Genomic DNA, 15,921 nt, shown 5'->3' on the forward strand with positions numbered 1-15,921 from the left:
CAAATCTATGTACAGGCTCCTGAACTCCTGTTTTCATTTCCCGGCATCGCTCTTCTGCGGTGAGCGGTATGATTGCTCGTATACCCGGCGTATAAAAAAGCCCGCGATATTCGCGGGCTTTTCCCTGAGGATCCTGTCGCAACGCTATTCGTTGATGTCAGGATGCTGATTGATCAGATGCTTACGTTTTTCTTCCAGCTCGGCGATCTGCTCGTTAATATCCTCTATTTTATTCTCGATATTATCGTGGTGCTCCTGCAGCAGCTCTTTGGCCTCATGGATATCGGAAGCCGCAGGCGCTGCGCCACGTAGCGGCATATTCGCCGTTTCCTTCATCATCACGCCAGTCACCAGGCCGACGATGGCGATCACCATCAGGTAGTAAGCCGGCATATAAAGGTTGTGGGTGAATTCAACCAGCCAGGCCGCCAGCGTAGGCGTTAGTCCGGCGATCAGAATCGAGATGTTGAAGGCGCTGGCCAGCGCGCTGTAACGGATGTGCGTCGGGAACATCGCTGGCAGCGAGGAGGCCATCACGCCAGTGAAACAGTTCAGAACTACGGCCAGAATCAGCAGCCCGGCAAAAATCAGTCCCATCACGTTACTGTTGATCAGCATAAAGCAAGGGACCGAGAGCACCAGAAGTGCGATGCTACCGACAATCACAAACGGACGGCGCCCAAACTTATCGCTCATTAAGCCCATTACCGGCTGAATAAACAGCATACCAATCATGATTGCAATGATGATCAGGACGCCGTGGTCTTCGGAGTAGTGAAGATTGTGCGACAGGTAGCTTGGCATGTACGTCAGCAGCATGTAGTAGGTGACGTTAGTGGAGAGCACCAGACCGATACAGGCCAGCAGGCTTTTCCAGTGTTTAGTGGCGATCTCTTTGAACGACACTTTCGGCCCTTCTGCCAGGCCTTCGCGATCGCCTTTTTCCAGCTTGTCTACGTGCTGCTGGAAAGCCGGTGTTTCTTCCAGTGCGCTTCGCAGGTAGATACCGATTAGTCCCAGAGGCAGCGCCACGAAGAACGGCAGTCGCCAACCCCATTCAAGGAATTTTGCCTCGCCGATGATAGCGGAAATCAGCACTACCAGGCCTGCACCGATGACGAAGCCGATGATGGAGCCAAAGTCCAGCCAGCTTCCCATAAAGCCGCGTTTACGGTCAGGCGAATATTCGGCTACAAAAATTGACGCACCGGTATATTCACCGCCGACCGAAAAGCCCTGCGCCATTTTACAAATCAGCAGCAGGAGCGGCGCCCAGATACCGATCGAGGCATAGGACGGTATCAGGCCGATACAGAATGTACTGACCGACATGATGACAATCGTTATGGAGAGGATCTTCTGGCGGCCATATTTGTCCCCCAGTCGGCCAAAGAACAGCCCGCCCAGAGGGCGAATAAGGAAAGGAACGGAAAAGGTCGCCAGCGCGGCAATCATTTGCGTACCTGGATCGGCTCCAGGGAAAAATACCTGACCCAATGCATAGGCCACAAAGCCGTAAACCCCAAAGTCAAACCATTCCATGGCGTTGCCAAGCGACGCGGCAGTAATGGCTTTGCGTAACCTGGCATCATCAATGATCGTTACGTCTTTTAAGCCTATAGGCTTAACACGCTTCCTACGTAGCTTCATATAAAACACCCTGTAATTGTTTGTTTCCTGAGTAAATTCCTGCCCATTTTTCTGGTGCGCAATCTGTTGCGTAGCGAAAAACGGTACAAATAGTGTAGGGCCTGAAACCCCACAGACAGCGATTTGTAGGGAGGATTTGCCTCCCTTAACAGATATCCGTCTGTTATCAGTATATCGTTTCTTCAGCAGCCCACATAATTTCTACCCTGACGTCAGCGGCTGCTGCCCTTCATGCTGAATCCAGGTCATTAATGCGCTGCTGGCCATTGGGCGAGCATAAAGGTAGCCCTGGATAAAGGTCACGCCGCGATCTTTCAGATAATCCAGCTGCACTGACGTTTCCACGCCTTCCCCCACGATGCTCAGTTTCAGCTTGTGGCTCAGCGCGATAATGGCATCCAGCACCGGCGCATCATCATCCGTCGACTCAATGGCGGCGACAAATCCACGGTCAATTTTCAGATAGTCGAGCGGGAAGGTTTGCAGATAGGAAAGTGAACAGTGTCCGGTGCCAAAGTCGTCTATCGAAATACGAATCCCTTCATTGCGTAGCAGCTGGAGTTTCTCAATCACTTCTGGGCCGTCAGAGATCAGGCTGCGTTCGGTCAGCTCAAGGGTGATCAGCAGATGATGGTGGGCGACCTGTGCGGCAAACTGGCGAATGTCAGTAATAAAGTCAGGGTGCTGGATATGCTCGCCGGTGATGTTCAGGCCAAGGTGAAAACCGGGGGGGATCTGCCAACTGATCGACTCTTCGGCAATCAGCTCCAGCAAATGCTTAGTCAGCGGGACAATCATCCCTTCCTCTTCCGCTGCGCTAATAAACAGATCGGGTCTCGCCCATTGTCCGTTCGGTAATTGCCAGCGCATCAGCGCTTCTGCTCCGGCGACAATCCCGGTTGTAATATTATAAACCGGCTGATAATTCACCGAAAACTCATGACGCTTGATCGCACGCCTCAGCTGGTCCGGAATCGACACCCTGCGCTTCAGCCAGCTGTTGGTCACCATGATCAGCAGTAGCGAGAAGATGACGGCCATCGGCATGAAGGTGATTAACCCGCTGCGCCAGGTGATAGCGAGGTCTTCAGGCGGTGAGATCACCGTAGCGATAATAGGGTAACGAGCCGAGGTGGCGGTCAGCGAATTGGAGGGGAGTACAGCAGGGCGAGTATCAGGGGCGAATCCGCCGTCTATTTTATAGCCGCCGCCAAAGCGCAGGGAGATGCTGTAACCGTGGCTTATGCCTACGGCATGCATAAAATCCAGCAGGTACTGACTATCCACCAATGCATAGCTGCTGAAATTATCTGGCGTGTCGCGCATGTAGATCACCGCCGGGCGATCTTTTACCGCATAGGAACCGGCAATAGAGAGCATCCACCAGGCTTTACGCAGCGCCGGCACCGGGCCCTGTAACATCGTCTCAAGGTTGCCTTTCTGGCCGCCCAGGATCGACGAGCAGGTGACCATGCCATCCTGCATCACACCTATCGAACGGAAATAGGGATATTGCGAAGCGTATTGCTGAAGTGAATTAATCATTTCCGGGCAGGAGCGTCCGGAGAATTTACGCAGGTAGCCCACCATATTCCAGGCCCGATCGCTGATGGCCTCGGCCTGGGTGAGCAGCATGGTAGCGGTGACGGCCTGCTGGCGCTGGACGATTTGTCTGGCATCGATATAGGTAAAAGCCAGGCACAGGAGCAGCGGCGCCAGCCCGGCAATGGTCAGAAACAGTCCCTTTTTTTGCTGGCTGGTCTTAAAAATAGAATTCACGTCTTACCCCTGTGCATCAACAAAACGTTGCGTCCTCCTCTCCGGCCTGCCATTCAGGCAACATAACAAGCCGGAGGCGAGATAATTTGCCTGCATCTTATTCTGAGCGCCAGGGCCTCAATCAATATTCTCTTAAGTAAAGCGGATCTATTGCCAACAGCAACTTGCCGAATGACGTTTTTTTTGCTCAGGGGATGAAAGGGTTACGCGCCAGCGCGGTGAAATTCAGCAGGACAGACTCACCCGCCGGTTGATATGCTGCCGGAAGACACCCGAAGCGAGGACGGCAGCAAGATGAAGATGAGCGACATACCGTTTGGCACCACCGCCTGGTCGGCCCTCGCGGCCACCGAGCATCCGGGCGAAACCGGCAAAGCCCTCTGGCGAACGCAGCATTTCGGCGAGATTCGCGTCAGAATGGTCGACTATTCTGCTGGTTATCTGGCGGATCACTGGTGTTCCAAAGGACACATTCTGCTGTGCCTCTCCGGCGAGTTGCATACCGAGTTGGAGGATGGGCGGGTATTCACGCTGACGCCGGGTATGAGCTATCAGGTTGCTGACGAGGCAGAAGCTCATCGCTCCTGGAGTCATACCGGCGCCCAGCTGTTTATTGTGGATTAATCTTTAAAATAAATCTGCTTCAGCGCCGTTTCCACGCCGCGCACTTCGGCCAGCCCTTTAAGTCGGCCAATGGCAGAATAGCCGGGGTTGGTTTTCTTGTGCAGGTCGTCCAGCATCTGATGACCATGGTCGGGACGCATTGGGATCGCGCGGCGTTTGCCCTGCTGGCGGCGACGCTGCTCTTCCGCCAGTATCACTTTCACCACGCCAACCATATCCACATCTCCGCCCAGATGGGCCGCCTCGTGGAAGCTTTTCGGATTCGCTTCGCGCAGGGTTGAGCGCAGGTGGGCGAAATGGATACGATCGGCAAAGGCTTCCGCCATTTTCACCAGATCGTTATCCTGACGCACGCCGTAAGAGCCGGTGCAAAAGGTGAACCCGTTGTGCAGACTGTCGACGGTCTCTTTCAGCCACTGCATATCCTCCTGGGTGGAAACGATCCGCGGCAGGCCGAGGATCGGGCGCGGTGGATCGTCCGGGTGTACGGCCAGCACGATCCCGCAGCTTTCCGCAACCGGAACGATAGCCTGAAGGAACTCTGCCATATGCTCGCGCAGTCCGGCTTTGTCGATACCGTCATACTGGGAAAGCTGCGCCTGGAACTGCTCAAGCGTATAGCCCTCCTCCGCGCCCGGCAGCCCGGCAATGATGTTGCGGGTTAGCGTTTCTATCGCCTCTGGCGTCATGGCGTGAAAGTACGCGGCGGCTTCGTTTTGCTCCTGCGCGTCGTAGTCATTAGCGGCACCGGGACGGTGTAAAATATGCAGTTCAAAGGCGGCAAAGGCGATATGGTCGAAGCGCAGCGCTTTCGCCCCGTCCGGCAACTGCCAGGCCAGATCGGTTCGCGTCCAGTCCAGTACCGGCATAAAGTTGTAGCAAACGGTATCAATCCCGCAGGCGCCCAGGTTACGAATCGACTGCTGATAATTGGCGATGTAGTGGCGATAGTCTCCGCGCTGAGTTTTAATCGACTCATGCACCGGAATGCTTTCCACGACCGACCAGACCAGCCCTTTTTCAGCGAGTAGCGCCTGGCGTGCTTTAATCTCCTCTACCGGCCACACCTCGCCGTTGGGGATGTGATGCAGGGCGGTGACGATGCCGGTGGCGCCCGCCTGGCGGGCATCATCGAGAGATACCGGATCGTTGGGGCCATACCAGCGCCATGTGTGTTCCATGCATAAACTCCTTGAAATAAGCAGGAAGAACTTTCTGGCCCAGTGGTCAGGCCGCTGGACCAAGAGTAAAGCGCAACGGCGCGCCGTGCCGTGATCGGGATCGCAGGTTTACCCGTCGACAGGCAGCAGCAATGCCGACGGCTTATGCTAAGCTGCCTGCCAGATTGTCCGGCAGGAGAGCGTAAGATGCTGTTACCCACCTTAAAACCAGAACGACTTTACCGGCAGATCTCTTCGCTGCTGATTGGCTGCATCCGCAAGGAGCAGTTCGCGCCAGGCGCAATGCTGCCGCCGGAGCGCGAGCTGGCGAAGCAGCTGGGCGTCAGCCGCTCCTCGATTCGTGAAGCGCTTATCGCGCTTGAAATTACTGGCTGGGTGGAGATCCGCACCGGCAACGGCGTTTTCGTGACTAACCCGCTGCCGAAAACCGATGCGCCGCTGGTGGAAGATGAGTTCAGTCTGAAATCGCTGATCAACGCCAGGCTGTTATACGAAGGGATGACCGCGGAACTCGCCGCACGCAATGGCACCGATGACCAGCGCGCCGAGCTACAGGAGGTGACTCACGATCTGATCCAGCTGCATGTGAACGATGAGAAGTTTCTGCATGAGGATAAGCGTTTTCACCTGCTAATCGCTGAAATGACCGGCAATGAAGTGCTGGCTGAGATGATGGAATATCTGTGGAACAAGCGCAAAAGCAGTCGGTTCCTGCGGCTGGAAAGCCACTATGCGGAGAACGATTTCCCGCGCGAAATGAATCAGGATCACGCCAATATCACCCAGGCGATTATTGAACGCGATCCGCAGCGGGCCAGAGCCTGCATGGAGCGCCATATCCAGCATGTCTATGACCGGCTCTTTAGCGAACTGTAGCCCGCCGGTTGATTTGCGATCGACCTTTTTATTTCGGCCTGCCGTTCCCCAGCAGGATCGCCAGCTTGTTGCCGCCCGGCGTGGTTTCCATCAGGATTTTACACACGCTGGTTAACGGCACCGACAGCAGCATCCCTACCGGCCCGAGCAGCCAGCCCCAGAAAATCAGCGACAGAAACACCACCAGGCTTGAAAGGCCAAGGCCTTTGCCCATGATCCTCGGTTCCAGCATATTGCCGAGCAGCATGTGAATAGCGGTAAACAGCACCGCGACCATCGCCGCATCGAAAACGGTATTTAACAGCAGCGCCTGGATCAGCGGTGGGACCCCGGCAATGATTGGGCCGATGTTGGGAATAAAATTGAAAATAAAGGCCACCACGCCCCACAGCAGAGCAAACTTCACCCCCAGTAGAAACAGCGCCAGCCAGACGGCCGCGCCGGTAATCAGGCTAATTAACGTCTTCAGCGCCAGATAGTGCGTCACCCCTTTCAGCGCTTTGTGCAGTCCGGCGATGCGAATTTTGGGGTTCACCAGCGCAAAGCGCAGTTTGTAGGGCAGGTGATGCACTTCAAACAGCATAAAAATCACCGTCATCAGCAGCAGCACAATATTGGTCATCGCCCCGGAAAACTGGCTCAGAACCGTGGTCGCCATCGTCATCATCGAGTTAGGGTCGAGCCGCTCCGCCAGCCGGTCGGTAGAAAGATTGATATTAAAGGTAGCGGCAAAGTGCTGCACAATGCCGAGCTTTTGCTCCATCTGCGTACGGAGCTGAGGATAGATATCGCTGAATTCATTTACCGACCCGGCAACCATCGCCATCATCAGACCAATAACAATCAGCAAGCCGGTCATCACCAGCCCGATCGCCAGACCCCGCCTGACGCCTCGCCGCATCAGAAAAGTGACCAGCGGGTTCAATACGATGGCCAGAAACAGCGCCATTAAAAACGGCACCAGAATTTCTGATGCCGCCTTGATGCCCGCCAGGATCACGATCAGCGTGGCCATTTTTAGCAGCATGTTCTGCCCGATCTTTTCCTGCTGCAGTTCGCTCATTGCCTCTCCAGAAAACGCTTTGCTGCTCAAGTTTAGTCTTTCTGAAAAGTAAGGTATTGAATTTAGGAAAGGTCGGAAGCTTTCCCCTGCCTTTGCATCAGCGCGAGGGCGCTCAGCATCAGCGCCAGACTCACCGTCATCGCGATGCTGGCCATCGCCATGCCCTGGCCGACGGAGCCCTGCTCAAACTGACGCCAGATAAAGACCGCCACCGTCTGGGTCCCGGCTGGCGCCAGCAGCAGAGAAGTGACCAGCTCGCGGGAGGCAATGGCGAAGACCATCAGCATCGCCGCCAGCAGGCTGGGAAACACCAGCGGCAGAATAATATGGCGCAGCGCCTGCAAAGCGCTGGCGCCGTGTATGCGAGCGGCAGGCTCCAGATTGCCGCCAATCTGCTTCAGGGCGCTGGCGACATAGCGCACCGGCCAGGGCAGCAGAATGCAGCAGTACGACAGCAGCAGGATCGCCCAACTGTTGTAAGGAGAGACCGGCCAGAAGGGGCGGTTCCACAGCAGGATTAGCCCAACGCCAACTACCACGCCGGGAATGGCGGCGGGCAGCAGCGACAGCGCATCGAGGATTTTTGCGCCGCGCATTTTGCCTTCCACGACCAGCCAGGCGCAGAGAAATCCCAGCACGCCGGTCACCAGCGCCGCGCCCAGCGCCAGGCCGATACTGGTGGTAAGGGCCGAAAGCGCCTCTCCCTGCTGAGCAAACAGCGCGGAGAAATGGCGAAGCGTCAGATTATCCAGATGCAGGCCGCCGGACAGGGTGGACATCAGCGCGGTGACGAAAAGTGAGGAGAGAGGCATTACCACCACCGCCAGCGCCACCAGGCTGAACAGCACCATCACCGGTAATTTCCACGCGCCCAGTAACACCGGGCTGCTCCCGGCGGGTTTTCCGGTAATGCTGGTGACTTCTTTATTGCCGATCAGCCGTTTTTGCAGGAAAAACGCGCAAAGGGCGATCAGCACCAGCATCACGGAGAGCAGAGAAGAGCCCGGTAAATCAATAGGCCAGTCTGCTAGGCGCTGTTCAATGCCGACGGTCAGCATCACCACGCCAGCACGCGGGCCGAGCGCGGCGGGCACGCCGAACTCTTCAATCGCCAGGGTAAAGGCCAGCAGAACGCCAGCCGCCAGCGCGGGCAGCGCCATCGGCAATGAAACGTGCCAAAACGCCCGCCATGCGCTCGCCCCGTGCACCCTTGCCACCGTTGCCAGCCGCTGACCGCTGGCCAACATGCTGCGGGAAACGGCAAAGTAGACCACGGGGAAAATATTGAGCGCCATGATCAGCATGATGCCGGTCTGGCTGAACAGCAGGTTATTGAGGTTCAGCCCGGTCAACTGCTGCACGTAGCCATTTTGCTGGAGCGCCAGCATCCAGCTCAGTGCGGCAATATAGGGAGGCGTCAGGAAGGGGATTAGCAGCATCAGATCCCAGAAGCGCGCCAGCGGCAGGTGGAACAGGCCGCGCAGCGCCCCAAGCGGAATGCCCAGCAGCGCGCTGAACAGCGCGACGCCGACGCCGGTTTTCAGGGTTCCCGCCAGCAGGGTGGGCAGCGCCGGGTCCTGCAACAGGCGCGGGAGGGTCGAAAACGCACCGGCCAGCGATCCTTCGCTCAGGCCGGGAAACAGCGCCTGAAGCAAAATACACAGTAGCGGCAGCGCCACCAGAACAGTCAATAGCGCCACGGTGAGCAGTGGCATCAGGCGCAATTTCACAGGCAAATTTCCAGTACGGGTGGCGCGCCACCGGGCAGATTAGTGCTGGGCAAACAGTTTGCCAAAGCGTTGCAGAACCTCAGCCCGGTCGCTGTTGCTATCGGCTTTCGCGGGCAGCAGCTTCAGATCGCTTAACAGCGGCCGCCTGGCTCCGATATCTGAACGGGCGGGCATCAGCCAGGCTCCGGCTACCAGCTGCTGGCCCTCGGGCGACAGCACGTAGTCAATAAAGGCTTTCGCATCCGCCGCGTGCTGGGTTGATTTCAGGATCATCATCGGGCGCGGAGCCACCACGGTCCCGCTGGCGGGGAAGATCACCTTGATCGCTTCCCCATCCTGAATGCTGCCATAGGAAACATAGTCGACTGCGCCAAATACGGCGGCCTTCGCACCCTGTAAAACAGGGGTTAAGGCCTGGGCGTTAGGCCCGCTTATCACCATGCCGTTAGCCTTCAGTTTGTCGAACAGCTGCCACGCGCCGTCACCCATGCCGTTTTGCAGGCCGATCAGCAGGTCCAGCGAGGCGCCGGAAAGCGAAGGGTCGGGCGTGGTCACCTGGTCTTTAAAGTCAGGCGTGGTGAGGTCGGCCCACTCCTTCGGTTCCGGCGTGCCGCTTTTGGTATTCCAGACGATGCCGAGGGCAGAGATGCCCTGCGCCACCCAGCTGTCGGTCTTCAGTGAGTCCGGCACGTTGGCCGCGTTGGCGCTTTGATAAGGCAGCAGCCAGCCGCGCTGCTGGAGCTCTTCAGCCGTATCCCAGGACGCCGAAATCAGCACATCGGCCAGCGGATTAGCCTGCTCGGCCTCCAGCCTTGCCATCACTTTGCCGGTGGTGGCCTGGAAAATATTCACCTTTACCCCGGTCTGCTTTTCGTAACCGGCGGCGAGTTTTTTGGCCAGCGATCCCGGTCCGGCGGTGTATACCGTCAGCGCGCTGGCGTCATTTATCATCATGGCGGACGTGAAGATCATCGCGAAGATGGCTCCTGTTTTTTTCGTCAAAATGGATTTCATGCTATTTCCCCAGAGAGTGGCGTCACGGCCTGGATGGCCGTCACGGAACCTTGCGACAGATGAACGATGTGGTTGGCGATCGCTTCAGCCTCTTCGCGGTCATGCGTCACGTAAACCGCCGTGGTGCCAAGCTGGCGCAGCAGCGTGCTTATTTCACGGCTCAGGGATTCACGCAGGTCGCGATCGAGGTTAGAAAGCGGTTCGTCAAACAGCAGAATGCCGGGCTCGGCGATAATGGCGCGGGCCAGCGCCACGCGCTGCTGCTGGCCGCCGGAGAGATCGGCGGGGCGACGCAGCGCAAAACTGGCCAGACCAACGCGCTCAAGGGCGATCATGGTCTTGGTCAGCCGTTCGGCGGTGGGCACGCGGCGCATCAGCAGCGGAAAGCCGACGTTCTGCGCGACGCTCATATGCGGCCAGAGGGCATAGTCCTGAAACACCATGCCGATATCACGCCGTTCAGGAGGCAGTGAGCTTTGCGGGCTGGCGATCGCTCTGTCGCCAAAGCGGATCTCGCCCTGCTGGGGTTGCAGCAGGCCAGCCAGTAGTTTGAGCAGGGTACTTTTGCCGCAGCCGGAAGGGCCGAGTAGCGCCACGGTGCTGCCGCCCTCTACCGTCAGATCGAGCTGATGCAGTACGGTCCGGTCGCCAAAAGCATAGCTCAGGCCTTTTATCTCAATCGTGGTGGGGGAGCGCATCACTGGGCGGCCTCTGGTTGCATCAGGCACGGCCCGCAGCCCGTCAGTCGCAACGGACGGTTAGCGCTCACCCATGGGGAATTCAGGGGAGCAAACATGTTTTATCCTCTTTGGGATTTCATTAAGGCGGCAGTATAGGGACGCTATGTGACGTATTTATGGCGGCGAGGCAGCAAAGAGAGGTAAACAGAGGATGACAGGCAGGGGGGAGAGCAGGTTATAGTAAAACCTTGGATGTTATTGCCATAAGAGCCCCGATCCCCATGCCTGAGCAACCTGCGGTAGAACCTGCTCAAAGCGGTTTACGCTTGAATCTGCGCATTATTTCCGTGGTGATTTTCAATTTTGCCAGTTACCTGACCATCGGCCTGCCGCTGGCCGTCCTGCCGGGCTATGTCCACGATGTGATGGGCTACAGCGCTTTCTGGGCGGGGCTGGTGGTCAGCCTGCAATATTTTGCTACCCTGCTCAGTCGCCCGCACGCCGGGAGATTCGCCGATCTTTGGGGGCCGAAGAAGGTCGTCGTTTTCGGCCTGTGCGGCTGTTTTCTCAGCGGGCTTTGCTATGCGCTGGCGGCCGTGGGGATCAACATGCCAATCCTTAGCCTGCTGCTGCTGTGCCTGGGACGCGTCATTCTTGGCGTTGGGCAGAGCTTTGCCGGAACCGGCTCCACGCTGTGGGGCGTTGGCGTGGTAGGTTCGCTGCATATTGGGCGGGTGATCTCATGGAACGGTATTTTCACCTACGGCGCAATGGCGATTGGCGCGCCGCTGGGCGTGGGGATTTTCCACTGGGGTGGCCTGCTGCTGCTGGCGGGGATTATCATCGCCATCGCGCTGATCGCTATTGTATTCGCGCTGCCGCGACCAACGGTGAAGAGCAGCAAGGGCAAGCCGCTGCCGTTCCGCGCCGTGCTGGGCAAAATTTGGGGCTACGGCGTGATCCTGGCGATGGGATCGGCGGGGTTCGGGGTGATCGCCACTTTTATCACCCTGTTTTATCAGGATAAAGGCTGGGATGGCGCGGCCTGGGCGCTGACGCTGTTTAGCGGGGCATTTGTCGGCACGCGCCTGCTGTTTCCCAACGCCATTAATCGTCATGGCGGGCTGGTCGTCGCGCTGGCGTGCTTTGCGGTGGAGGCGATTGGCCTGTTTCTGGTTTGGGGATCGGCCGAACCGTGGGTGGCGAAGCTGGGCGCCTTCCTGACCGGCGCGGGCTTCTCGCTGGTGTTTCCTGCCGTTGGCGTGGTGGCGGTGAAAGCCGTGCCGCCTCAGAATCAGGGCAGCGCGCTGGCGGCCTATACCACCTTTATGGATCTTTCGCTGGGCATTACCGGGCCGCTGGCCGGGTTCGCCATGAGCTATCTGGGCGTACCGGTGATCTATCTGGTCAGCGGGCTGCTGGTCTGCGTGGCGATGCTGCTAACTCTCCGCCTGAAGCGGACGCACAAGGAGCAGAAGGAAGATCTGGTGGAGATGTCCTGAGCAAAAAAAGGCGGCAGTTCGACGTTGCCGCCAAAGTGACACAGATAAGGTGAGGGGCTTCAGCCCCTCGTCATCAATCCTGCAAAATCGCGATACTGCGGTGGATTTCGCGCTCGATATCCGCTGCGCTCCAGTTGTCCATTACCGATGAAAAGGGCTCAAAGGCGTAAATTCCCTGATAGCCCATCCTTTCCAGGCGCTGCACCTGCGCGGCGCTGTTCAACAGATCGCCTGCCGACAGCATAATGCGCTGCTCATCGGTCAGCTCGCTGGTTGGGCGGCGGTCTTCCACGCCTGACAGGTGGATCAGACCGATGGCGTCAATATCAATCCCGGCCTCGAACTCCTCTTCCGCCTTCTCATACAGATGATGGTGAAAGGTATCCAGCACCAGCCGGAACGGCACGTTAGCCTCACGAATCAGCGCCTGAGCCTTGACGCCCGACCGTAGCGAGCTGATCGGGAAACCTAACGGCTCCACCAGCCCTTCAACGCCGTACTTAGCAAATAACGGGCCGAGCTTCTTCAGCGCGGCCACCGTCTGACTGTCGGAGACCGGCGTGCCATCGTTCAGCGGGCAGAGCACCAGCGCTTTGGCCCCGACGCCTTTGGCATCCTTTAGCAGCCCTTCCGCTTTTGCCAACAGGGCGTCATCGGCCTGATTGAATGGATAGACGGCGTTGATGGTGACAATTTCCAGCTCATAGCGCTGCGCCAGCGCCTGCACTTCCGCATGGCTCAACCGATCCGTTACGCTGCCGCCACGCATATCGTTGCGCAGTTCGACCTTATTTAGCCCAAGCTTATGCACCAGCTGGAAAAATTGTTCAATGCTCAGGCCGGGGGCGATCTTACGGTTGATACAGAAACGGGTCGGGTCAATAGCCATGTTGCTGCTCCTGCGGGCAAGGTAAAAAGAGAACGTAGCCATCGTCACCGGGCCTCGCTGGCTGGTGGCGGCATCAGAGTATGGCGTATAAGAAAACATTTATTTCATGATTGGTGAATTATGAAATTTAAATTTTTAGATCGCTCTCGCAAAATTTCGTTTTTGCGGGGCGAAGACCGGGCGAAAGCGATGAGGTTGTGAGCCATATCGCATTGTCTGACCGGGCAGCCCTGCGTCGCCCTGAAAAGGGAAGAAACCGCGTGCTTCTTATGTTTACTGCAACTTTCCCCCGCAGGCTATGCTGCACATTATCGTCAAGCGGACAGCAGAAAAAAATGCGATCCAGTCCGCTAAAAATGAATTTTCTAAAGTGAATTATTTGAAAAATTTATTCCAATATAATACTGTCTTTGCACGCATTCGGGATTTGTCCGGTCTGGCCGCGAGCTGAAGAAAACGCCGCGGCCCGCAGGAAATACTCACATCAAAGAGGCCAGCACATGACTATCGTAGGAAATTTTATTGGCGGGAAAACGTCTCTGAGCGCCAGCAATGAAACCATCCCGGTTTACGATCCGGCCACCGGCAAAGTGGTGCGCGAACTCACGCAAAGTACCGCCAATGAGGTGACGAAAGCGATTGAAGTGGCGCATAACGCCTTCGAAGAGTGGTCGCGGACTTCTCCTCTGCGCCGCGCGCGCGTGCTGTTTAACTTTAAAGCCCTGATGGAAGAGCACCGCGAAGAGCTGGCGGCGCTGATCGTCAGCGAGCACGGCAAAGTCTGGTCTGATGCGCTGGGAGAACTGACCCGTGGGATCGAAGTCGTTGAGTTTGCCTGCGGCATTCCTCATCTGATCAAAGGCGAGAATTCTGCCGATGTCGCCACCGGCGTCGACAGCTATTCCCTGATGCAGCCGCTGGGCGTGGTCGCGGGAATTACCCCCTTCAACTTCCCGGCGATGGTTCCCCTGTGGATGTTTCCGATTGCGCTGGCCTGCGGCAACACCTTCGTGCTTAAGCCACCGGCGCTGGACCCTTCCGCCTCGGTGCGGATGGCCGAGCTGCTGACCGAAGCGGGCCTGCCGGACGGCGTGTTCAATGTGATCCACTGCTCGAATGAAGAGGCTGAACAGCTGTATAAAGATCCGCGCGTACAGGCGGTAAGCTTCGTTGGCTCCTCAGGCGTTGCGGAACACATTTACAAAACGGCCAGCGCTCACGGCAAGCGCGTGCAGGCCTTCGGCGCGGCTAAAAACCACGCTATTGTTATGCCCGATGCGGATCTGGAAGCGACCGTCAACGCCATTATGGGCGGTGCGTTTGGCTCCGCGGGCGAGCGCTGCATGGCGCTGCCGGTGGTGGTAGCGGTGGGAGAGGATACCGCAGACAATCTGATTGCCGCCCTGACGCCGCTGGTGAAAGCGCTGCGCGTTGGCCCCGGTATGCAGAAAGGCAGCGAAGAAAATGAAATGGGGCCGGTCGTCTCCGCCGCGCACCAGAAAAAAGTGCTGGGCTATATTGATAAGGGCGTGCAGGAAGGCGCGAAGCTGGTGGTCGATGGCCGCAACTTCCAGGTTGATGGCTACGGCGAAGGCTACTACGTTGGCGGTACGCTGTTCGATAACGTCACCTCCGATATGGTGATCTGGCGCGAGGAGATCTTCGGCCCGGTGCTGAGCATCATGCGCGCGCCTGACTACGCTTCCGCTCTGAAGCTGGTTAACAGCCACGAGTTTGGCAACGGCAGCGCTATCTTTACCAGCAATGGTCATACCGGCCGCGACTTCGTGCGCGAAGTGCACGCTGGGATGGTCGGGGTCAATGTACCGGTGCCGGTGCCGATGGCTTTCCACAGCTTCGGCGGTTGGAAGCGTTCCGTATTTGGCGCGCTGAACGTGCATGGGCCGGACGGCGTACGTTTCTACACCCGTATGAAAACCGCCACCGTGCGTTGGCCTGCCGGGCAGAAAACCGTTTCTGAATTCAGTATGCCAACGCTGGGTTAATCCACAGGGAGCCAATCATGTCACTGTTATGCAAAAAACAGCCGCCGGATGCGCAGGGGCGTATTCAGCATGTCACCCCGGAGAGCGTGGGCTGGCGCTACGTGGGTTTTGATGCGTATCAGCTCAGGAAAGGTCAGACTTTGCAGCTGGAGAGCGGCGATAAAGAGCTGTGCCTGGTGCTGGTCGCCGGGCTGGCTTCCGTAAAGACGCTGCGCGCGGAATTTCCCGGCATCGGTAAGCGCATGTCACCGTTTGAGCGTACGCCGCCTTATTCCGTCTACGTGCCGAATAATGACAAGGTAGAAGTCCATGCGGATTCCGACCTTGAGCTGGCGGTCTGTAGTGCGCCGGGCAAAGGCTCTTTGCCCGCCCGGCTGATTTCCCCGGCTGACGTAGGCGTGGAGCAGCGGGGTAAAGGCCGCAACAAGCGGCTGGTGCACAACATTCTGCCTGACGACCAGCCGGCGGACAGCCTGTTGGTGGTGGAAGTCTATACCAACGAGGGAGATACCAGCTCTTATCCCAGCCACAAGCACGACCAGGAAAACTCAGAGCACGAAACTTACCTGGAAGAGACCTATTACCATCGGTTCAGCCCCGAGCAGGGTTTCGCCATGCAGCGTGTCTATACTGACGATCGCTCGCTGGATGAGTGCATGGCGGCTTATAACCGCGACGTGGTCACCGTGCCACGCGGTTACCATCCGGTGGCGACCCTCGCGGGGTATGATAACTACTATCTGAACGTGATGGCCGGACCGGTGCGCCTGTGGAAATTCAGCTGGGAGAAAGATCATGCCTGGGTGAACAGCGAAGCCTATCCAAAGGCTGACTAAGCCGGGCTTCGCTGACCGGGTGGCTGGCGGAATCAGTTTCACCTTAAGGCCGCGCTGTGCGGGTGAAATGCAGTGACTAGTCCTGATATAG

At 57.5% G+C, this 15,921-nt stretch carries 13 protein-coding genes; 5 read left to right on the forward strand and 8 right to left on the reverse strand.

From position 1 onward, the window contains the following. Positions 1-144: 144 nt before the first annotated feature. Both proP and NG99_RS27115 read right to left on the reverse strand, forming a co-directional pair. Positions 145-1,650 (reverse strand): glycine betaine/L-proline transporter ProP, encoded by a 1,506-nt coding sequence (gene proP, locus NG99_RS27110; RefSeq protein WP_034899953.1) that lies wholly within the window; start codon positions 1,648-1,650, stop codon positions 145-147. A gap of 201 nt (positions 1,651-1,851) precedes the next feature. Next, positions 1,852-3,429, reverse strand: a complete 1,578-nt coding sequence (locus NG99_RS27115; protein WP_052130900.1) for an EAL domain-containing protein — start codon at positions 3,427-3,429, stop codon at positions 1,852-1,854. A 294-nt stretch (positions 3,430-3,723) separates the two neighbouring features. On the opposite strand from NG99_RS27115, the gene NG99_RS27120 reads away from it, so the two are divergent. Then, positions 3,724-4,053, forward strand: coding sequence for a DHCW motif cupin fold protein (locus NG99_RS27120; RefSeq protein ID WP_034899978.1), 330 nt, complete (start codon positions 3,724-3,726; stop codon positions 4,051-4,053). On the opposite strand, the gene uxuA is transcribed toward NG99_RS27120, so the two are convergent. Continuing rightward, positions 4,050-5,234 (reverse strand): mannonate dehydratase, encoded by a 1,185-nt coding sequence (uxuA, locus tag NG99_RS27125; RefSeq protein WP_034899955.1) that lies wholly within the window; start codon positions 5,232-5,234, stop codon positions 4,050-4,052. The genes NG99_RS27120 and uxuA overlap by 4 nt on opposite strands. 186 nt (positions 5,235-5,420) lie before the next feature. On the opposite strand from uxuA, the gene NG99_RS27130 reads away from it, so the two are divergent. Then, positions 5,421-6,110 (forward strand): FadR/GntR family transcriptional regulator, encoded by a 690-nt coding sequence (locus tag NG99_RS27130; protein WP_034899957.1) that lies wholly within the window; start codon positions 5,421-5,423, stop codon positions 6,108-6,110. Between the two features lie 28 nt (positions 6,111-6,138). On the opposite strand, the gene NG99_RS27135 is transcribed toward NG99_RS27130, so the two are convergent. From NG99_RS27135 to NG99_RS27150, 4 genes are all read right to left on the reverse strand, one after another. Then, positions 6,139-7,173 carry an AI-2E family transporter gene (locus NG99_RS27135; RefSeq protein WP_034899959.1) on the reverse strand — a complete coding sequence of 345 codons (1,035 nt, stop codon included), beginning with the start codon at positions 7,171-7,173 and terminating at the stop codon, positions 6,139-6,141. A gap of 62 nt (positions 7,174-7,235) precedes the next feature. After that, positions 7,236-8,903 carry an ABC transporter permease gene (locus NG99_RS27140; protein WP_034899962.1) on the reverse strand — a complete coding sequence of 556 codons (1,668 nt, stop codon included), beginning with the start codon at positions 8,901-8,903 and terminating at the stop codon, positions 7,236-7,238. Positions 8,904-8,942: 39 nt separating this feature from the next. Next, entirely contained in the window at positions 8,943-9,917 is a 975-nt protein-coding gene (locus NG99_RS27145; RefSeq protein ID WP_034899965.1) for an ABC transporter substrate-binding protein, read from the reverse strand. Beyond that, positions 9,914-10,615: an ABC transporter ATP-binding protein gene (locus NG99_RS27150; protein ID WP_034899968.1), complete on the reverse strand. Its 702-nt coding sequence runs from the start codon at positions 10,613-10,615 to the stop codon at positions 9,914-9,916. The genes NG99_RS27145 and NG99_RS27150 overlap by 4 nt, the downstream gene beginning before the upstream one ends. Before the next feature lie 263 nt (positions 10,616-10,878). Here NG99_RS27150 and NG99_RS27155 point away from each other — a divergent pair, with 263 nt between their 5' ends. Further along, positions 10,879-12,099, forward strand: coding sequence for an MFS transporter (locus NG99_RS27155; protein WP_052130901.1), 1,221 nt, complete (start codon positions 10,879-10,881; stop codon positions 12,097-12,099). A 73-nt stretch (positions 12,100-12,172) separates the two neighbouring features. Here NG99_RS27155 and NG99_RS27160 read toward each other — a convergent pair whose 3' ends face one another. Further along, positions 12,173-12,988, reverse strand: a complete 816-nt coding sequence (locus NG99_RS27160; RefSeq protein ID WP_034899971.1) for a TIM barrel protein — start codon at positions 12,986-12,988, stop codon at positions 12,173-12,175. A gap of 500 nt (positions 12,989-13,488) precedes the next feature. Here NG99_RS27160 and NG99_RS27165 point away from each other — a divergent pair, with 500 nt between their 5' ends. Together NG99_RS27165 and iolB are read left to right on the forward strand one after the other, a co-directional pair. Further along, positions 13,489-14,994, forward strand: a complete 1,506-nt coding sequence (locus tag NG99_RS27165) for a CoA-acylating methylmalonate-semialdehyde dehydrogenase (protein WP_034899972.1) — start codon at positions 13,489-13,491, stop codon at positions 14,992-14,994. A gap of 17 nt (positions 14,995-15,011) precedes the next feature. Further along, positions 15,012-15,830 (forward strand): 5-deoxy-glucuronate isomerase, encoded by an 819-nt coding sequence (gene iolB / locus NG99_RS27170; protein WP_034899974.1) that lies wholly within the window; start codon positions 15,012-15,014, stop codon positions 15,828-15,830. The last annotated feature ends 91 nt before the right edge of the window (positions 15,831-15,921 follow it).

Source organism: Erwinia typographi (assembly GCF_000773975.1).
Lineage (GTDB): Bacteria > Pseudomonadota > Gammaproteobacteria > Enterobacterales > Enterobacteriaceae > Erwinia > Erwinia typographi.